Source organism: Kribbella sindirgiensis (assembly GCF_004331435.1).
GTDB lineage: Bacteria > Actinomycetota > Actinomycetes > Propionibacteriales > Kribbellaceae > Kribbella > Kribbella sindirgiensis.
Genome location: NZ_SJKA01000004.1, coordinates 398,712 through 417,253, shown reverse-complemented (window position 1 = coordinate 417,253; position 18,542 = coordinate 398,712). Strand labels below are relative to the sequence as shown.

Genomic DNA, 18,542 nt, shown 5'->3' with positions numbered 1-18,542 from the left:
CCAGGTCGCGGCGGCTACCGAGCAAAGACAGCGACCCCGGCCGCCAAGACGACCGGCGCGGAGGGCACCAAGACGAACTCGCCCCCCACCCGGTTTCTCCCCAAACCACCCAAACCAAGCAAAGGCGGTCCAACAAGTGCCGAATGACCATTACGGGGCGACGGGCCCTGGAGAGACTGAGGAGAAGGGCTGGAAGCCCAAACCAGCCACAGCACCCCCCGCGCCTCGGACCCCACCTCCACCTCCCCCACCAAAACCGGCGAAGTAGAAGGGATCATCATGCCGAACGCCAACCCGCGCGGCCGCTCGCCCAGGGGCCCGTTCAAAGGTGGCTGGAAGGTGGCTCCGCCGAGGCCGCCTGAATCGGTCAGCAAGCCGCCGCCACCGCCACCGCCGCCCACATCCAGCGGTGGTGCAACCTCGAAGAAGTGACGGCATCCTGAGCGGACCACGGCTCTGGTCGGGTCCCTCCCTCGTTCCGCCAGTTAGAGCCGATCCAGCAGTTCGTCGTCCCGCCGTACCGGGTCCTGGCACGGTGCCGACTGCCGGGTGATGATCGCCAGCAAGCCGAGCAGCCACGGACCCGATCCGCGATGTACGGATCGGGTCGGGACTGCCGGTACTGGCAGCGTCGTCGCGTCACAGATCTCCACTCCTCCCCTGGAAGAGATATCGGGATCGCGTCGTACGCCGTTACGTCGGCCAGCCGCTACACCGCGTCCGGCGAGTGGGTGGATCACGGCTTCTTGTACCCGAGCACGCCGCACGTCGCGGCCCACACGGTGCCGATCACGCCCGCTGCGATGGCGTGGCCGGCCAGGGCGAGTATGACGATCGCGGCGAACGCGACCACCGTCACCGCCAGGATCAGGACCACCAGGTTGGGTGGGGACGGTGGCCTGCCAGCGGTCGAGGTCTCTACGCTCATGGATGAGCTGCCTTTCCTGAGTTGGTCTCCGGATGTGGTTGGTCAGCCGGGGCGGCCCCGCTCCCACGGGACCGCCCCACCTTCTGCCCGCAGAAGGCCGAGACTTGGGGCTGTTTGTGACAGCTCTTCCTCGAGTTCTTCGGGGTGGTTCGTGCAACAAGCGGCGGTTTCGCTGCCTGACGACTGGCAGGCTGTACCAGCCGCAGGCTTAACGTCGCGTCGAGCGATCGACAGCGGTGGGACCTTTGCCCGTGTCGGAGATTAGGTGTGTCATCCAGGGCCCGCGTGCTCGAGTTTCAGGTTGTGTGACCTACGGCCTCGCCGTGCTCACCGCTAAGAGGTCTCCGGAACAGCATGGCTGTGCTCAGTGGAGTTGGGTCAGCCGAGCCGCTCGTGCTCACTCGGCGCGTCGTGTCCGAGTACAACTTGGACCCTCAGGTTGGCGTAGATCTTCTGGACCAATCGCCCAGGTGGTGCAGATTCGCCGGGTCGCAGACGAACCGGAGCAGGTGCGGCGAAGACGTCCGTGATGATCGGCGACCCGATGGACACCGACATCTCGAGCCGATCATGAAGGAACTCATCGGCCGCGACCTGCGGTAGATCTCTGGTTTCCTAAACGGTGCGTGGTTCTTCGTCCTGGTCCCTGAGCCGAAGACGGTGAAGAACCAGACATCGCGGTCCGAGGGGGCTTGTTGGTGCAGGTCCGGAGCTGCCGGTGCCAAGCTCGGGAAATTTGGGGGTGGTCGCCACTATCGTGCGTCGAATGAACCTCAAGTGGATGGTCGAGCGCATCCTCGCCTTCCGCACGACCTGCGTCCTGATCTCGCTGTCCCCGAGCCGGATCGACGGAACGTTCGCACCTGAAGATCCCTGGATTGCGCGGCTCGCGCCAAGGCCCGACTTGGAGGCGAGGTACAGGTCCCAGCTCCCGACGTTCTTGAAGATCGCCAGGGTGCTCGAGGTGGCGCTGCCGGGCACAGTGCCGGTCGACGTGAGGAAGCAGGCCCGCATCTACAGGCGGGTCACTGACACAGCGTTGGGGGTCGCCAGGGACTGGGAGCTGGTGAAGAAGAACCTCGCCCCTGATGGTCCGACCGTTGGTGCCGACCAGTTCCACCCCCACGTCTGGGCAGCTGCCGAACCTCTGTGGGGTACCGGCCAGTTCCGGGTCGCGGTTGGAGCAGCTGCCACGTCGCTGTCAGCCCACATTGCCCAAAAGGCCGGCAGCGACCTCGTAGACCGTGCGCTGGTCCAGGACGTCTTCGCCCCGAAGGCCACGTCTGGACGGCCACGGCTGCACTTCCCCGGCGACCCGAACAGCGACCTGTGGCGGTCTCGCCAAGAAGGGCTCCACCTCACGGCGCAGGGCGCCTTCGCCGGCATCCGCAACGTGGCCGCTCACAGCCACGAGGAATGGTCGGAGCAGTACGCCCTGGAGATGCTGGCGGTCCTGTCCGTCGTCGCCCGCTGGACAGACCAGACCGAGCTGCGGGCAGGCTCGACCGATGCAAGACCCGCCGCCCAAGCCGCGGGCGAGATTCGGGTCTGACCGGAGAGGGTGCCGACCTCGTCGACGAGATGCGCGAGTACACGCGGTGTGACGGCCTTAGAGGACGGCGGTGGGTGGTGATCGGGACCATTAAAAACTCCTCACCGGGCGTGCAGGTGGTTCGCCCGGGGAGGAGTTCGACCAGCTGAATCAAGCTGTACCGCTGCACTTGCGTCCAGCGGCACGTGTCCGTACCGAACAAGTACGGCGTACCCCCTCACCGCCGCCGCCGAGAGCGCCCCTTTGCGTTCTTGGCCTTGAGCGACCGCGTGCGCGACGCACGGGCCGCTGTCGGAAGCGGGTGCACGTTCGGCGGCGCCGGCTTGGTGGGCGGCTCGTCGTCCGGGTCGCTGGAGTGGCGCTTGCCGAAGAAGTAGGCGACCACGATCAGCACCAGGTTGAAGATGTGATCGAAACCGATCATCACCCACGTGATTGCGTCCTCGGGGTTGAGCCTGGTCACCACGATCGCGAAGACGACGAGCATCTCCGCCATCAGTGCGAACACGCCGATGATCAGACACCGACGCGCCCAGTCCGGGGTGGACAGACTCCTCTTCACTTCCCGTGTGAGATCCCTGCCTGCGCCGTACTTCGGCTTCGGCCTGGATTTCCACTCTCCTCCTGTAACCACTGGTTTTCCTTCCTCGCCCGGGAGGGGCTTGGGTTCCGAAGAAGCCAGGTGCTCAGAGGGGAGGTTCGTGCCGTTCACCAGGGGAGATGGCACGACCACTGATGGCAGTGGTGCCGGCGACCAAGGGATACCAATCGATCACTGGTCATATCTGAGCTAGTCAGCATTGTGGCTGAAGAGTGCCTAAACACGCAATGAACACTGTCGTATGACGGCCGTGGTACTTGTGCTTTACCCTCAAAATACTGATAGTGGTAACCCGATCGGTGTGCAATTTTACGAAGAGTGATCACTGATCGGCGCTTGGTGACCCCCGGGAAGGGGTTTCCAGGGTTCGGACAGGGCTTCCCCGAGTGAGATGGAGATCACAATGCCGGAAGTGCAGAAACTGGACACGGAGCGTGCAAACCGGGGAGGTACCGACACCCCGGGTGTCGACAACGCACGACTGCAGATTGTTCTGGGACGCGAGGCGATGACGTCCCTGAAGGAGATCGCTGGCCGAAAGGGGATCAACGTCAGCGAGGCAGTCCGTCGAGCCGTCTCTCTGTGGGAGTACACGGAGAGGGCGATGGACCGAGGCGCGACGCTGGCCACGATCGAAGACGAGAACGGCAAGACCAAGATCAGGGAGGTGGTTCTCCTCTGATCTGGCGCTGCTTCACCGCATTACCAGCACAACCCGCCCCCGGCAGCTCAATCAGTCGGCGAAGCCCTAGCCGTACGAGGGTGTGGTTGAACCGCCGGCCCAACCCCAGAGGTGAGAGTGAAGGTACGGGCTGAGGCGCCCGGCTCCATGTGGTCAACTCGCCGACTACAAAACCAGAGGTCCCCAGGGAGGGAGTGACCTCTGAATCCCCGATACCGCCACAACAGGCACTAGAAGTTGAGGGACCCCCCGAGAGGCCGGGCGGGTCCCTCCTTCATTTCGTTCGACACACGGTCGTTTCTCGTACCGTCCGACGCGGCTGATCGGAGCTGGCCCGGAGCGCAGGGGCCCGTAGTAGTTCTCCGCGCCCGTTCTCCGGGAACTTGATCCAGTTGGTCAGATCGGTGACCTGATCGAAGCTACGGTCCGGCGGCCACGCGATCGAGCAGCTCGTCGTCGCGACGTACCGCGCCGGGCCCGCGCACCGGCGGACCGGCGACGAGTGCCAGCAGTCCGCGGAGCCGGCGAACCAGGTCTGCGGCGTACGGGTCCGGCTCGCCGGACCCGTACCTGCAGCGTCGTGTCACGGATCCACTCCTCCCATGAGAGGAATCGGGGTCACGTCCGCCGCCGTTACGTGCACCCCGACGGGACGGGCGTCCGCTGAACGTACGGATCTTGTCGTCGGCGTAGCTGAACTCGGCATGCGCCGATGTCCGCTGAGGATCTGGTGAATGTTGAGGCTCCGCGACTCGCTGAGTGGCTCGCATACGTGGGCTGGCATTCGACGAATTCGATCACCTCGCGAGAGCGCCGGCTTCAAGGCCCGACTGCAGACCGCTCTCACGGGAGTTGCTGGCGCTCGGTCTGGCGAGGAGGGCAGCTGGATCCGAGACCGAGTTCAGCGGGCTCCTGGATTGCGTGATCCTGGTTCTGCGGCGGGGTTGGGAAGGCGATCTTCGGCTCATGGATCCTGAGAAACCGGACGTTGAACCTGCTGCAGCGCGAGGGCGGCTGCATGCTGAGACTGGGGCGGATCGCTCTGGATGGAGTGTCCGCAAGCTCATCGAGTTGGTTGATGAGGCGATCGATTCGGCGGGGGCTCAGTTGGCCCGTTCGGCTGGGCTGCGGGCGGACTCGACTGTTCCGTTCCGTGAACTTGATCGGCCGGTGGTGCGTCGCCGGTCTGCCTCGCTGCCAGCGCGGTCGCTGCTGGAAGAGCCAGACAGGTACGACGGCGTCGGTCCTCTGTAATACGTAGTTCGGCAACGGTGTCCTTGATCCTTGGTTCCAGGTTCTGCTGGTCGCGTGGTTGGGGTGAGCTTCGAGGCAGTCAGAGGTTCAGCGGCTTCGGAGGTCTTGGTGAGTTCTCAGGGGTTTGGGCTGTCGATTGATGAGCGGCGGCGGTTGCTGGCGGCGAATGCTGCGGCTGCGCAGTTCTTCCGGCGAGAGTTGCTGCGGGCAACTACCGGGTGGCCGTTGGAGTATTTGAGGGCCTATGGGGCTGGGTCGGTATTGTCGGCGGAGTCGCCGTGGAAGGTGGGGTACGCGCCGCAGAGCTGGTCGAATCTGGTTGATCATCTCCAGAAGCAGGGGTTTGCGTACGGGACGCTGGTGCGGGCCGGTCTGCTGACCTGGAATGAGCACGGTGATGCGGTTGATCGGCATCGGGACAAGTTGATGTTCGTCGCTCATGATCGGCGGTCATCGGCGGTTGGGTTTGTCGGTATCGGTCCGGATGGTGTGGCGCGTTCAGCGACTCAGCTGACGCCGATTCATCGGCCGTCGAACGTTCTGGTTGGAGCTGTGGAGCAGCGGGGTCTGCTTGCCGGTGGTGCGGTTCCGGTGATCGTGGACGAGCCCGTAGATGCACTCGCTGTGTCGAATGCCGGCGTACAGGCAGGTGGCCGGTGGGCTGGGATCCCGGTGTACAGCGGAGGCTTGTCCACGGCCCAGGCGAAGTTGCTGCGCGAGTTCAGTACGAGCGACAAGGTGGTCGTTGTTCTGGCTGGGAACGAGGCGGAGCGGAATCAGTCGGCTGGTTACTTGCTGGATCTCGCGTTCTTCTTCGACAAGGTTCGGGCGGTTGCGTTGCCTCCGGGGGAGTCGTTGGCTGGTTTGGCGCAGGAGTCCGGCGCGCAGCGTGTGCACGATCTACTGCTGACGTCGCGCCCGTTGATGACGTATCGGGCCAGCGGGCGCGGCTTCATGGCGCTGCACAGCACGGATCTGGATCCGCCGGGAACGGGGCCCGGACTCTGATGCGCGTTGTTGCGTTGGAGTTCCTGGAAGTCGTGATCCGGGTTCGGAAGCGAGCGATCTGAGGAGACCTTCGAGGCCGGACGTTTCGGCTCTCGGAGGTTTAGATGAATGATCCTGGCTTTGCGATCACCATGGAGGAGCGGCGGCGGTCGCTCGAGGCGATCGTCTCCGCCGCGCAGTTCTTCCGGGGTGAGTTGCTGCGGGCAACGGGTTGGCCGTTGGAGTACTTGAAGGAAGAGCAGATCGAGCAGGTGCTGTCGGTGGACTCGGCCTGGATGGTCGGATACGCCCCGGACACCTTGACGAGCTTGGTAGACCACCTTGCCGCCGAGAACTTCGCGTACTCGACAATGGAAAGTGCGGGATTGATCGACCGCGTGGGGGATGGCGCCGTCACGGATCGGTTCCGCGATCAGCTGGTGCTGGTCGCCAGGGACGCCCATCTGCATCCGACAGGATTCATCGGGATCGGGCGGGATGGCCGGGCTCACTCTCTTAGCCCGGCCACGGCGATTCATCAGCCGTCCAACGTCCTGGTCGGGATCGCGGAGCAACTGGATCTTCTGCGGGGCGGAGCGGTTCCGGTGCTCGTGGATGACCTGGTCGACGCCATTGCCGTGTCGAGTATGAGCCGGGAGACCGATGGCCAGTGGGTGGGGATTCCGGTCTTTGGCGCCGGGCTGTCGACCGCGCAGGCGAGGATGCTGCGAAAGTTCAGCCTCGGGGACACAGTGATCGTTGTTGCCCACGGCGACGAGCATCGTCGGAAGCTGACAACGGGCTATCTGTTCGATCTGGCGCTGTACTACGACCGGGTTCGCGCGGTCGTGCTGCCGCACAGCCCGAGCAGCATCGTGAACGCCGAGCACGGCCCGCAGACCATGAACGACTTGCTGACCACGGTTCGGCCGAGCCTGACCTACCGGTTCGGCGGTGCGGTGGCTGCCGAGCTCATGGGTTATCCGGAGCCACCGGATCGTGGACCGGACTTGTGAAGGACCGGCTGTACGACGCTCACGTCGCGGCCGTCTCGTTCTATCGGCGGCAACTTCGGGAGCGGCCTGGCGGGTGGGCAGCCGAACATCTGTGCGCCCGCGGCCTAGGTGCGGTGCTGGCGCCCGGCTCTGAATGGTCGGTGGGCTATGCGCCCGACGGCTGGTCACAGTTGGTCGGCCATCTCCGCCGCGCTGCGTTCGACGATCTGGAGATCGTCGCGGCAGGTCTGGCGTTCGTGACCAGCAACGGCTACCTGGTCGATCGATTTCGAGACCGCATCATGTTCCCTGCGCCCGACAAGTAGCTCCGCCCGGTCGGCTTCATCGGACGTGCCGCCGGCGATCGACTGCGCTACCTGAACACGCGCAACACGGAGATCTACGCCAAGGCGCACACGCTTGTCGGACTCGATGCTCAGGCCGATCGGCTGCGCTCGGGTGCGGTGCCTGTGCTCGTCGAAGGCACGATGGATGCACCTGCCGTCAGCCTCGCGGGCGATGAATGGGCTGGCCTGGCTTGCTGCGGTGCGGCGATCACGCCTGAGCAGGCCCTGATCGCGCGATCGCACTCGCAGACCGGCACGGTCCTCGTTGCTCTGGACGGTGACCTGGGAGGCCAGGCTGGCGCAATGCGGAGCCTGCCAGTGCTGTCAGAGGCGTTCGACGAAGTGCTCTTTGCAAGGCTGCCGAACAAACAGGATCCGGCTGCGCTGCACGCCGCTGGCCGAGGTCTGCTGCGTGACGTGCTGGGATCGGCGCGTCCTCTGGCCGACTTCGCGATCGAGGTCGAGCTCGCGAAATGGAGCAACGTTCTCGATCACCTCAGCGGCCAGGTCAACGCCGTCCGGGCCATAGCGCCATTGGTGGCGAGCCTGCCCACTGGGCGCGTTGCCGGCGAGATCACGAGGCTCGCGCGGGTTGTGCACCTGGACGAACACATCGTGTCGCGCGAGGTACTCGCGGCCGTTGGGAGTCGGGGGCCGACACGGTCGCGACAACGAGCAGTCCGTAGGACGGGCGCTGATCTGGAGATCAACGTACCGCACAGCTACAGAGATCTGTGACGCTGCGGGAGATTTCCAGGAGTCCTTGATCGCGGGATCCAGGTTCTGGATCGGGGCGGCGGACAGCAGATTGTGGGCATGGACGTTGACCTGGAGGAACTGATCGCGGAGGCGGCTCGGTCGGGGTGGGCTCCGGAGCCTTCGCGGCGGCTGGCCGAGGAGATCGAGTCTCACATCGTTGTGCCGCTGTGGGGCCGGTTGCGGGACGTGCTGGGGCGTGACGAGGCCGAGCAGATGGCGCGAGTAATCGCTTGGGAGCGGTGTCTTGAGTTGGCGACTGCGCCGCCAGCGGATGGGGTGTCGTGGGGCTACTTGGCCAAGTTGGTGCGGTGGCGGCTGCTGGACGCAGCCCGTGTGACGGTTCTGCATCACCGGCGACACAAGTTGACACACCGGCTTCCCGAGCCGCGCCCTACGCATCGCTGGTCCCTCGGACCGCATCTCGAGCGGATCGCGTACGAACTGGAGAGCGAGGGTTTGCCGGCTGCGGTCGGCCGCCGGCTGATCCGCGTCGCAGCCGACGGACCGCCGTACTATCGCGCGGGGATAATCGCGCGCCTTCGGCGAGCGCGTGCGACGGCCGAGCAGGCGGAGGGCTTGGCCTGGTTGCTCCGAGGCGGGGCCGGCAGGCCGTCGGCGCTCGCGCGACTGGCCCTTGGCGAGGCTCCGGACGAGGTCTTCAACGATCCCGGCGTACGGCGATGGATCCGGGCCGCAGCCGGCGGTGACCAGCGGTTTTTCAGCGGACCAAGCCGTCTCGGCCTCCGCCGAGCGGCCGGCGTCGAGTGGCTCGCCGCAGCTTGACGAGCCGCCTGACGAAAAGTCTCCCGGGCAAATCCGTTGAGACCCGGCATGACCAGCATCCACCTTCGTCCACCCAGCCATCACCTGTTCGTCCAGTGCTGCCGCGCGCCGTTCAAACTCGCCTCCCACCTCTTCGTGGCGGCGTGGATCATCCCGCAGCTGGTGGCAGCCGCCGGGTCCGCGGCGGTACGCCGTACCGAGCTCACCACGAAAGGAATGCCTGTGAAGTCATCGAGCCGGCCCAGGGTCGCGGTCGCGATCCTGGCTGTCGTTGGCGTGGCCGCGTTGATCGCCATGGTGGTCGCGCGCTGGCAAAGCCCAGACGAAACGCGCGGTACGGCGAGCACGGGCGGCACGACCTACCCAGTCGAGGCGCCTAGGCAGCTGGAGGCCTGGGCACGTCCGACCACGACTGACCCGCGCGCGTTCGCCATCGCCTATGCCCGGGCGATCTGGACCTACGACACCTCTCGGCACAGCTATGTCGACTGGCAGAACGCGGTCAGCCTGTTCGCCGATCCGACCTCGGCCGCGCCCCAGGTCGCCAAGAGCCTGTTGCCGCAGTGGGCGGAGTGGGACCAACTGCAGTCGAGCAAGGCCCACGCCGTGGTCGGCGGCATCACCGCAGAGGTCACACCGGCGCTCGAGGCAATGATCAACCGCGGCCAGGCACTGCCCGGCTGGCACGCCTACGTCATCCACGGCAAGCAGACAGTGATCACGGACACCGACACCAGGTTCCTGGACCGGCAGGCAGCGGTCGCCGTCGTCTGCACGCCAACCTGCCGCTTCTGGTCTGCGACTGCACAGGTGTCCCCGTGATCGTCAAAGTGGCCCTCGCATCGGTGCTGCTGCTCGCCTCCACGGCGCTCATCGCTCCGATCGCGCTTGCCGCGCGCGACACCGAAGGTTGCGTTGAGACAACAACCACCGACACCCCGAGCAGCCCGAACCCCCGCCAGCCCGCCTCGGCTGGCCTGGCTCCGGCCCCGACCGAATGCCAGACGCCGTCCGACGCGGGCGGCGCGCTTGCTGGAGCCGATCAGGCCGTTGCTCGGGCGATGAACCTGGTCGGAAGTCACGGTTACTACCAGCTGTGTGCGCGGCTGGCGGCGAACATCTGGGGCCGGCCTCGTGCCGGGTACTTCTCGGCCGCCGAGCAGTGGCGCCAAGTGGTTGCCACCAACAACGCGCACCCGGGCGACCGACTACCGCCCACTGGTGCTCTCGTGTTCTGGGACACCGGCGGACCGTACGGCCACGTCGCGGTGTACGTCGGCGACGACCGCATCGTCTCGAACGACATCGGCGACACCATCCCTGGCGAAGGCGGCGTGTACCTCGTCGACTTCGCACTCATCGAGTCCCAGTGGGGTGCCACGTACCTCGGCTGGGCGCCGCCCATCTACTCGACTACGTGAAGGAAATCGACGTGTTCCAAGGCAACGCATCGCTTCGGCAGCTGGTGATCATGCAGGACCCGGGCGTCAAGCCGAACACCTACGGTCTGCCGGGGCTTCCCGCCGTACAGACATTGGCCGGCGCGACGATCACGTTCGCGCTCGTGTCGTGCGTGGTCGCACTGATCATCTCCGCGGCCGCATGGGCCCTGGGCAACATCAACAGCAACGCGCACGTCGCGAGCCGGGGCCGGATCGGTGTCCTTGCGTCGCTCGGTGCGGCGATCCTGATCGGCTCGGCCAACGCCCTGATCCGCTTCTTCAGCGGCATCAGCATCAGCTGAAAGGACCGCCGATGCCTTGGAAGGATTGCTTGCTGAATCCGGCCGATTGCGCGCGGGATGCAGTCGACGGCACAGCCTGGAACATCGTCGCCAACTGGATGGCCAAGGGGCTCTCGGACATGGCGATCAACGTGTTCGACAAGTTCAGTGCCAGTACGACGCCCGACTTCAACCAGACGTGGTGGCGAGACAACCTCGACATGATCGTGACGATCTCGTTGCCGCTGCTCGTCATCGCATTCGTCCTGCAATGCGCGGCGGCCGCGATCCGCCGCGAGCCCGCGCGCCTCGGCTCCGCGCTGTTCGGAGCCCTCCTGGGTACGGCGGGCGTGCCATTCGCGATCGCGGTGGTCGTGGCCAGCGGGCATATGGTCGATCAGATCGCCTCCACGATCCTCGGCCACAACCCCGCGACCATCCAAGGTTTCCGGCGCATCGTCGACATCACGAGGGTGCTCGGGCACGCCACCAACGGCGGGTTTCTGATCATGGCGATCGAGTTCGCGATCCTCGCGACGATGGCCCTGTACTTCGTGATGCTGGTCCGCGAGGTAGCACTCGTCGCCTTCGTCGTACTAGCACCCATCGCGCTCGCCAGTTGGACCTGGAACGCGACCCGGCATTGGCTGCGTCGCTGGATCGAAGTCGTCGGCGCTCTGCTGTTCTCGAAGATCATCATGGCCGTCATCTTCACCATGGGACTGTCGGCCATCGGCAACACCGACCAGGCCGGCGACTCGAGCCTTGGCACGTTCCTGGCCGGAAGCCTGCTGCTCGCGATGGCCGCCTTCGCGCCGTTGGCCACCTACTCGTTCATTCACTGGGCCGGCGATCAAGGGCAGAGCGCCCTGTACGCCGTGCAGCAAGGAACAGCGGGCGCGTCCGCGATCAAGGATCGTCTGGAACAGGCCCAGCGCTGGGCTGCGTTCGACTTCACCGGTTCCCGCGGCCAATCAGGGCCGGGTCCTGTCGTCGGCGGAGACAGCGAGTCAGGCGACGAGACCGCATCGGGCAACGATCCCTCTACTCAGGGACAGCCCGGGAGTGACATCGGACCGGATTCGTCGCCTGCGACCGCGCCTGCCGATGTCGCGGGCACCACTCAGGCGTCAGTCGATCGGTCCGTGGGTCCGGGGGCGGATCACGAGCCCGGCAGTCACGGCGACAGCGATGGCCAAGGCGGTGAGACGCGGTGACAAACCCCGATATGCTCTCGACCCGCTTTCCGCGGCCTGAGCAGCACGCCGTGCTGCTTGGGCTCCGACCGGTGCAGGTCGCGCTGCTCCTGACTGCGATCGGCCTCGTCACCCTGTCCTTCCTCACCCAGATGTCCGCGGTCGTGAAGTTCGGCGGACTGCTGACAGCTTCCGCCTGCGTCGCCGTGGCGTTCGGTCGAGCCGAAGAGCTTCCCGTGTATCGATGGTTGGTCCTCCGCGCGATCCACGTCTGGAGATCGCTTCGCGGTCAGCAGTCGTACCGCGCTCGCGTGCTCGAGCCGCGCCAGCACGGTCGTCTGCAGTTGCCGGGGGAGCGTGGGACGTTGCGTGTCCTGACGGCGGCCTCGGGGTTTGGCGTCGTACACGATCCGCGGCGTCGACGGCTGATTGCGGTGGCACGGATCGAAGGCCCGGCACATCTCCTGCAGAACGCGGATGAGCAGGATCGGCGGGTTGCGGCGTACGGGCAGCTGATCGCCGGCCTGTGCCAGGGCAACCGGATCGCACGCGCGCAGATCCTGGAACGCACGCTCCCCGATCCTGCTGATGAGCTCGGACAATGGGCCAAGACGCGGAAGCTGGATCCGCATACGCCGGCCGGCGCGATCTACACCGACCTGCTCGCCCAGGCAGCACCGACCGCGGCGAGACACGAGACGCTGTTCAGCTTTGCGGTCAACCTCGACGCCGTATCTCGTGAGGTCCGCAAGCACGGCGGCGGTCTGACCGGTGCGACCGCAGTCCTGGAGTCCGAGGCACGAGCGTTCCAGACCTCGCTCGCTGCTGCGGGGGTGGCTGGTGCTTGGCTCGGCGCTGGAGACATCGCGTTTAGTCTGCGTACTGCCTTCGACCCGGTGGCCACTCGGACGGTGCCGAACCCGCAGGCTCTCGACGCGGTCGACGCCGCGCCGCTGGCGGTCGACGCGACGTGGGATCGGCTGCGGACGGACTCGTCCCTTCACCGCGTGTACGTCATCACCGAATGGCCACGGATCCGCGCGACGCCGTCGTTCCTCAGCCCGCTGTTGTTGAAGCCAGGCATCCGCCGTACGTTCACGCTGGTGCTGCAGCCGATCCCGATGGCCAAGGCGCTACGCGATGCGCGCCGTCACCAGGTCGAGCGCGTCAGCGATCGAGCCACTCGCTCAAGGATCGGGCAGTTGGAGACCGAGCAGGACCGCCAACTCGACGCCGACGTAGCCCAACGCGAGCGCGACCTCGCGGCCGGCCACGGGGATGTGCGGTGGCTCGGTCTGCTCGTCGTCTCGGCCGACACCGAAGAGGCACTGGACGACGCATGCATGGAGATCGAAATCGCCGCCACACAGGCACTTCTCGATCTGCGGCGGCTAGTCGGTCAGCAGCTGGAAGGCTTCATCGCCGCGGCCCTGCCGTTGGGGGTTGGGCTCTGATGACTCGACACTCGGTGTACTACGAGAGCGAGGGTGCTGACCGTGTCACCAGGCGCGCGAATCGGCGGGCGAAGCACGACGTACCCGCAAGGCCGCGGCCAAGTGCCATCGAGGGCGAGTCGGGGACCGGCCGCGGTCGGCCGCTCCGTGTCGACACCCATCGAGCCACGACCAGGGTGCTGCGGGTCGCCTACCCGTTCCTGGCCGAAGGCGGACTCGGTGCCGACGGCACCTACATCGGGTCCGACGTGTTCAGCGGCGGCTCGTTCGTCTACGACCCGTGGGAGCTCTACCAGCGCCGAGTCATCACCAACCCGAACGTCTTGCTGGCGGGCGTCATCGGCAGTGGCAAGTCCTCGACGGCCAAGGCCTTGATCACCCGTTCCCTTGCCCTCGGCCACAAGGCATACGTCCCATGTGATCCGAAGGGGGAGTGGACCGCAGTTGCCGAGGCGATGGGCGGTGCCACGATCAAGCTCGGTCCCGGACTTGCAACTCGACTGAACCCGCTCGATGCCGGGCGCAAGCCGGCAACCGTGCAGGCCGACGAGTGGCAGCGGATCGCCTGGTCTCGTCGCCGAGCCTTGCTGGGCACGCTGGCCGAGTCGACGCTCGGCCGGCCGCTTGCTGCTGTGGAACACACGGCGCTCGACCTGGCGCTCGACACAGTGTCCAGCCAGGTCACCACGCCGACGATCCCAGACGTGGTCGTCGCACTCTTTACCCCGGACTCGGCGTTCGCTCAGCGCGCCGGCCTACGCACGACGAACCTGACTGACGACGGCCGCGAGGTCGCTCACGCGATTCGCCGTCTCGTCCACGGCGACCTGTCCGGAATGTTCGACGGTCCGTCGACGACCGAGTTCGACCCGACCTTGCCGATGGTCACGCTCGACTCCTCGTGGCTCGGAAGCGGCGGCAACGACGAAGCCCTTCGCCTCACCCTGGCCTGCGCGTCGTCCTGGCTCGAAGCCGCAGTCGCCGACCCCGCCGGCGGCAACCGCTACATCGTGTACGACGAGGGCTGGCGCGTTATGCGCGACGCCGCACTGCTGCGCCGCATGCAAGAGCAGTGGAAACTCTCCCGGGCGTGGGGCGTCTCGAACATCCTCATCGTCCACCGCCTGTCCGACCTCGCAGCCGTCGGCGACCTCGGCTCCGAAGCCCGCGCCCTCGCCGAAGGACTGCTCGCCGACTGCTCCACCAGAATCATGCTCCGGCAAGAACCTGACCAGCTCTCCCGCACCGCGAGCCTGCTCGGCCTCACCGACGTCGAGATCGCCACAATCGCGAAACTACCCAAAGGCCGCGCGCTGTGGCGCCTGCCCAACCGATCCTTCGTCGTACAACTCGTCCGCCACGCCCGCGAAGTCGAACTCTTCGACACCGACGCCCGGATGTAGAGATGCAAAAGCCCCAACAAGACTTCACCGAGACCCTCTTCATCGGCGCCGGGATCCTCTTCTGCTGCGCCGGCATCTGCTATCTGGCAGGCGGACTCACGCGCCTAATCTCGGCCGGTCGCTGGGTCACATCGCAGTGGATCGACGCCTTATGGGTCGTCAGACATCCGGGCGAGCCAGCGCGCGCCTTCGGTCTCCCCGCGACAGAGATCGGCCCTGTCACCTACTGGTGCATCCTCGCAGTTCTCGTCCTGGTTCCTCTCTCCGTTGGACTGCTCGCTATCCGGCTGTTCCAGGGAAGGAGATCCAGCCGGACAAGTCGACGACGCGCGCTCGCGGCCCGCCCAGGGCTGGCAACCGGGGCCGAAGTCGAGGCTGCCGTCGGTCGGCGGCAGATCGTACGACGAGGACGGTCAGCCCGACCCCAAGCGCCCACAAGATCGGCGCGTGAGGTCGGAACCTTGCTCGGCCACTCCCGCCGCCGCGAATGCTGGGCGTCCGTCGAGGACTCACGCATCGACGTCGGCCCGCCGCGTTCCGGCAAGGGCCTCCATCAGATCATCGGCGCGATTATCGACGCACCAGGCGCAGTGGTCACGACCTCGACCCGACCCGACAACCTCGCCGCCACCCTCGAGCTCCGCCGTGACATCGGACCCGTTGCTGTGTTCGATCCGCAAGGTCTCGGCCGCACCGAGGGCATCCGCTGGTCACCCGTCCGCGGCTGCGAGAACCCCACCACGGCGATGGTCCGCGCCAGCGGCCTCGCAGCCGGCGCAGGGTTCACCAAAGGCGGCGTCACCGATGGCGCCTTCTGGCACGGCCAAACCGAAATGGCGCTCCGTGGACTTCTGCACGCCGCTGCGCTCGACGACACGGGCATCGAACAGCTCTACCGTTGGAGTCTCGAACCAGCCTCTGCCACCGAAGCAGTCACGATTCTCAACCGTTCTGACGACGCTGCCGAAGGCTGGGGTGACACCCTCGACGGCATCGTCCGCATGGACGGCCGCACCCGCGATGCCATCTGGGCCGGCGTCCGCTCAGCCCTGTCCGCGCTCGCGGACCCCGCCGTACGACGATCCTTCGACCCACCACCCGGCCAAGGCCTCGAACCAGCCTCGTTCATCCGCGAACGCGGCACCATCTACCTCCTCGGCACCGGGGCAGGCGCCAGCGCCACCTCGGCCTTCATCGCAGCCCTTCTCGAAGACATCACCGAAACAGCCCGCCAACTCGCCGCGCATAACCCTGGCGGCCGCCTCGAACCACCGCTTGCCTTGGTACTCGACGAGATCGCCAACCTCTGCGCCGTTCCCTCCCTGCCCGGGCTGATGGCCGACGGTGGCGGCACCGGCATCTCCACCCACGTCGTCATCCAATCCCTCGCCCAAGCCCGTGAACGCTGGGGCGAACAAGCCGCAGCCGCCATGTGGGACGCCGCCACCCTCCGCCTCATTCTCGGCGGCTCGGCTCAACCCCGCGACCTCCAAGACCTCGCAGCCGTCTGCGGCGAACGCGACGAAGAGATCCGCAACTGGAGCCGTGGCCCAGACGGCGGCCGCACGACGTCGACCAGCACTCGGCGAATCCCCATCCTCCCGCCCGACGTCATCCGCACGCTCCCGTTCGGCACCGGCGTTCTCCTGGCCAGAACCGCCCCACCCATCCTGCTCACGATGACGCCCTGGACCGGACGCCCCGACGCCGACCGAATCCGCGGCAGCATCGGCCGATCGCTCCTCCGATGAACCCCGACGACGACCTCGCCCGCGCACTCGCGTTCGCCCCACCGACAGACCCGTACGTCGTCTGCTGGCGCGACCTCGACCCCACCAGCACCACCGAAGAACTAGAACGCCTCGCCGACTGGGTCACCTGGGCCACCACCCGCTACACCCTCGACCACAAAGTCATCCCAGCCTGCTGGCCCCACCACGGCGCCATCGTCGAAGAACTCTCAGCCCTCCGCACATTCTGGGAATCCAGCTACCAACCCGACGCAGCCCCATCTGAGCCGCTGGCCTTCCATCGAGACCTAACCCTCGCCCTCCGCCGCCTCCGAGACTGGACTTCCCTCCTCGGCTGCACACGCACGACGCACCGCCCCCAAGCCGGCAGTTGACCGGAGGCAGCAGACCAAGCGGCAAGATGAATTCACGCTAGGTCGCCAGCCATGAGCCGGGCTGTCTGCAGACCTTCGTCATCTCGGCGTCGGTGGTGGTGGATGCGTTCGAGGGGCGCGCACTGCTCGATCGCTTGCGATGTCCGGGGCGTGCCTCATATCTCCTCGTGCGACACGAACTGCCTTAAGGCCCGCCTGCACGTTCAAACATGCCTGCCGCGTAAGACTCGGATTGTGACAGACGAGACCGTCAACCGAGGCGCCGGCGGAGCGATACAGAGCGCTGCGAAGTCACTCTCTCAGCTTGCCGCCAAGATTCTGGAACAACTCTCCATCAGCGCATGGCTGCCGTCTGCGGCCTTGGCGCTCCTCACCCTGTTCGTCATGGAGCTTGGTGCAGTGTTGGATGGGAGCAGCAGCGATCTTGAAGGCAGACAACCCTCACTGGACCCTGGGGTCGCCATCCCCTTGGCTCTGCGTGCGATGGGCAACACTTCGCTCGGTGGGCTGGTGCTTCTCGTGATGGCCGTGGTCGTGCTGACCATGCTCACACAGGCGTTCGCTTTCGAGTCCATTCGACTACTCGAGGGGTATTGGGGCGTGAGCCGCCCACTCGAATGGCTCGCCGACGCCAGAGCTGAGCGATGGCGCAAGCATCACAAACATCTCGCGAAGCGGCACGCCAGGTTCACCAAGGCTGCATGGAAACGGGCGAAGCGGCAGATCGCAGCGCGTGAAGACTTCACACGGGAAATGATCGCCGTTCTGCAGGTTCAGATCCTGGGTAGCAGGTCCGCCGCTGGATCCGAGTTGTCGAACCGGCAGGAATCGCGCCTTGAGTTGACCGACGAGGAACAGAGCAGAGTCGACGAACTGGACTGGCGGCTACTAGCTCCCGGTGAACTCCTGCGCCGCCGGGTGAATCTGGAGCTCAAGCTGGACGATTTCCCGGTCCACCGGAACATCATGCCCACCCGCCTTGGCAATGTGCTGCGTCGCTATGAGGACGAGACTCGCCGCCAGACGGTTGAGTCACTCGTCGATCAAGTCTTCGATTCACTGCCGCCCTCCTTGCGCTCCTCACATGATGAACAGCGCGGCCGACTGGACTTGTATTGCACGATGTATCTGGTACTAATGCTTGCGGGCGTGATTGCTGTTCTTCGGTTCATCCCTGTTCACTGGGGCTACAGCGTGGCCGCAGTCGGCATCACGGCGCTGAGCGTGTGGACCGTCTACCGTGCCGCCGTCGCTAGCGCCCGCTACTACGGCAGCTTGCTCGTCACCATCGCGAACTACGACGACCGCCACGGCGCAGCGACGGACGAGGCACAGCCGTGACCGGGCGCGAGCCCCAAGAGCACGGATGCTCAGTCCGGTGCTCGGTACTTGGCGCAGCGGAGCGCATCAAACCTTCGGAGCCCTGGGCGCGACCAGGAACTCGCCGGGATGCCGTGGGCACTCTGGCGGCCTGCTACCGCGTCTCTTCAGGCTGGCATCACCTGGGGCTTGCGGACATACCCAGACAGGTTCACCCTTCTGAGGCCCCGGAACACGGCGGTCGATCACAGAACCAGGATGATCCCGAGTCGCACGAATGTCGATATCGGGACCAAACGTAGTGCCAACACCATCCCGCCTGCCCTAGAAAATCCCCTATTCGCCGCGGCATGAGTCTGTCTCGTGGAGTGGTTGACGCTCTTCGGCATGTCGGTACGAGCATGGCGCCACACCTGGCAGCCGCTACGCCCGG

At 66.0% G+C, this 18,542-nt stretch carries 20 protein-coding genes; 16 read left to right on the top strand and 4 right to left on the bottom strand.

Going from position 1 to position 18,542, the window contains the following annotated elements; all coding sequences use genetic code 11:
• Window positions 1-485: 485 nt before the first annotated feature.
• Both E0H50_RS42900 and E0H50_RS13800 read right to left on the bottom strand, forming a co-directional pair.
• Window positions 486-653, bottom strand: a complete 168-nt coding sequence (locus E0H50_RS42900) for a hypothetical protein (protein WP_165547119.1) — start codon at window positions 651-653, stop codon at window positions 486-488.
• 83 nt (window positions 654-736) lie between these two features.
• On the bottom strand, window positions 737-928 hold the full coding sequence (locus tag E0H50_RS13800) for a hypothetical protein (protein WP_131287900.1): 192 nt from the start codon (window positions 926-928) through the stop codon (window positions 737-739).
• A gap of 766 nt (window positions 929-1,694) precedes the next feature.
• Between E0H50_RS13800 and E0H50_RS13795 the strand changes: the two genes are divergently transcribed.
• Window positions 1,695-2,480 carry a TIGR02391 family protein gene (locus E0H50_RS13795; protein ID WP_131287897.1) on the top strand — a complete coding sequence of 262 codons (786 nt, stop codon included), beginning with the start codon at window positions 1,695-1,697 and terminating at the stop codon, window positions 2,478-2,480.
• Between the two features lie 217 nt (window positions 2,481-2,697).
• Here the strand turns inward: E0H50_RS13795 and E0H50_RS13790 are convergent, their stop codons facing one another.
• Complete coding sequence (locus E0H50_RS13790; RefSeq protein WP_131287895.1) at window positions 2,698-3,042, bottom strand: hypothetical protein; 345 nt, start codon at window positions 3,040-3,042, stop codon at window positions 2,698-2,700.
• Between the two features lie 442 nt (window positions 3,043-3,484).
• On the opposite strand from E0H50_RS13790, the gene E0H50_RS13785 reads away from it, so the two are divergent.
• Window positions 3,485-3,763: a ribbon-helix-helix protein, CopG family gene (locus E0H50_RS13785; protein ID WP_165547118.1), complete on the top strand. Its 279-nt coding sequence runs from the start codon at window positions 3,485-3,487 to the stop codon at window positions 3,761-3,763.
• A gap of 419 nt (window positions 3,764-4,182) precedes the next feature.
• On the opposite strand, the gene E0H50_RS42895 is transcribed toward E0H50_RS13785, so the two are convergent.
• A complete protein-coding gene (locus E0H50_RS42895) occupies window positions 4,183-4,350 on the bottom strand; it encodes a hypothetical protein (RefSeq protein ID WP_165547117.1) in 168 nt (55 codons plus the stop codon).
• Window positions 4,351-5,125: 775 nt separating this feature from the next.
• Here E0H50_RS42895 and E0H50_RS13780 point away from each other — a divergent pair.
• The 14 genes from E0H50_RS13780 to E0H50_RS13715 all read left to right on the top strand — a co-directional run bounded on the left by E0H50_RS13780 (window position 5,126) and on the right by E0H50_RS13715 (window position 18,130).
• Window positions 5,126-6,025 (top strand): hypothetical protein, encoded by a 900-nt coding sequence (locus E0H50_RS13780; RefSeq protein WP_165547116.1) that lies wholly within the window; start codon window positions 5,126-5,128, stop codon window positions 6,023-6,025.
• Window positions 6,026-6,243: 218 nt separating this feature from the next.
• Window positions 6,244-7,020, top strand: a complete 777-nt coding sequence (locus tag E0H50_RS13775; protein WP_165547115.1) for a hypothetical protein — start codon at window positions 6,244-6,246, stop codon at window positions 7,018-7,020.
• Window positions 7,017-7,325: a hypothetical protein gene (locus E0H50_RS42890; protein ID WP_165547114.1), complete on the top strand. Its 309-nt coding sequence runs from the start codon at window positions 7,017-7,019 to the stop codon at window positions 7,323-7,325. The genes E0H50_RS13775 and E0H50_RS42890 overlap by 4 nt, the downstream gene beginning before the upstream one ends.
• Window positions 7,326-7,463: 138 nt before the next feature.
• Entirely contained in the window at window positions 7,464-8,084 is a 621-nt protein-coding gene (locus E0H50_RS13765) for a toprim domain-containing protein (protein WP_131287880.1), read from the top strand.
• 78 nt (window positions 8,085-8,162) lie between these two features.
• A complete protein-coding gene (locus E0H50_RS13760) occupies window positions 8,163-8,888 on the top strand; it encodes a hypothetical protein (protein WP_131287877.1) in 726 nt (241 codons plus the stop codon).
• 48 nt (window positions 8,889-8,936) lie between these two features.
• Entirely contained in the window at window positions 8,937-9,710 is a 774-nt protein-coding gene (locus tag E0H50_RS13755) for a hypothetical protein (RefSeq protein WP_131287874.1), read from the top strand.
• The gene (locus E0H50_RS13750) at window positions 9,707-10,309 is read left to right on the top strand and encodes a CHAP domain-containing protein (protein WP_131287871.1); all 603 of its coding nucleotides are present in this window, start codon (window positions 9,707-9,709) and stop codon (window positions 10,307-10,309) included. Before E0H50_RS13755 ends, E0H50_RS13750 begins: the two co-directional genes overlap by 4 nt.
• Entirely contained in the window at window positions 10,306-10,632 is a 327-nt protein-coding gene (locus tag E0H50_RS13745) for a DUF6112 family protein (RefSeq protein WP_238150950.1), read from the top strand. Before E0H50_RS13750 ends, E0H50_RS13745 begins: the two co-directional genes overlap by 4 nt.
• Before the next feature lie 11 nt (window positions 10,633-10,643).
• Window positions 10,644-11,828 carry a TrbL/VirB6 family protein gene (locus tag E0H50_RS13740; protein WP_131287867.1) on the top strand — a complete coding sequence of 395 codons (1,185 nt, stop codon included), beginning with the start codon at window positions 10,644-10,646 and terminating at the stop codon, window positions 11,826-11,828.
• The gene (locus E0H50_RS13735) at window positions 11,825-13,261 is read left to right on the top strand and encodes an SCO6880 family protein (protein ID WP_131287864.1); all 1,437 of its coding nucleotides are present in this window, start codon (window positions 11,825-11,827) and stop codon (window positions 13,259-13,261) included. Before E0H50_RS13740 ends, E0H50_RS13735 begins: the two co-directional genes overlap by 4 nt.
• Entirely contained in the window at window positions 13,261-14,664 is a 1,404-nt protein-coding gene (locus E0H50_RS13730) for an ATP-binding protein (protein ID WP_131287861.1), read from the top strand. Before E0H50_RS13735 ends, E0H50_RS13730 begins: the two co-directional genes overlap by 1 nt.
• 461 nt (window positions 14,665-15,125) lie before the next feature.
• Window positions 15,126-16,415 (top strand): type IV secretory system conjugative DNA transfer family protein, encoded by a 1,290-nt coding sequence (locus tag E0H50_RS13725; RefSeq protein ID WP_202868128.1) that lies wholly within the window; start codon window positions 15,126-15,128, stop codon window positions 16,413-16,415.
• A complete protein-coding gene (locus tag E0H50_RS13720; protein WP_131287852.1) occupies window positions 16,412-16,789 on the top strand; it encodes a hypothetical protein in 378 nt (125 codons plus the stop codon). The genes E0H50_RS13725 and E0H50_RS13720 overlap by 4 nt, the downstream gene beginning before the upstream one ends.
• 234 nt (window positions 16,790-17,023) lie before the next feature.
• Entirely contained in the window at window positions 17,024-18,130 is a 1,107-nt protein-coding gene (locus tag E0H50_RS13715) for a hypothetical protein (RefSeq protein WP_131287849.1), read from the top strand.
• Window positions 18,131-18,542 lie beyond the last annotated feature (412 nt).

Excerpts from the sequence above, each read along its gene's own strand:
- E0H50_RS13730 (WP_131287861.1), top strand. The coding sequence starts at position 13,261 with ATGACTCGACACTCGGTGTACTACGAGAGCGAGGGTGCTGACCGTGTC.
- E0H50_RS13740 (WP_131287867.1), top strand. The coding sequence starts at position 10,644 with ATGCCTTGGAAGGATTGCTTGCTGAATCCGGCCGATTGCGCGCGGGAT.
- E0H50_RS13785 (WP_165547118.1), top strand. The coding sequence starts at position 3,485 with ATGCCGGAAGTGCAGAAACTGGACACGGAGCGTGCAAACCGGGGAGGT.
- E0H50_RS13800 (WP_131287900.1), bottom strand. The coding sequence starts at position 928 with ATGAGCGTAGAGACCTCGACCGCTGGCAGGCCACCGTCCCCACCCAAC.
- E0H50_RS13720 (WP_131287852.1), top strand. The coding sequence starts at position 16,412 with ATGAACCCCGACGACGACCTCGCCCGCGCACTCGCGTTCGCCCCACCG.
- E0H50_RS13760 (WP_131287877.1), top strand. The coding sequence starts at position 8,163 with ATGGACGTTGACCTGGAGGAACTGATCGCGGAGGCGGCTCGGTCGGGG.
- E0H50_RS13795 (WP_131287897.1), top strand. The coding sequence starts at position 1,695 with ATGAACCTCAAGTGGATGGTCGAGCGCATCCTCGCCTTCCGCACGACC.
- E0H50_RS13755 (WP_131287874.1), top strand. The coding sequence starts at position 8,937 with ATGACCAGCATCCACCTTCGTCCACCCAGCCATCACCTGTTCGTCCAG.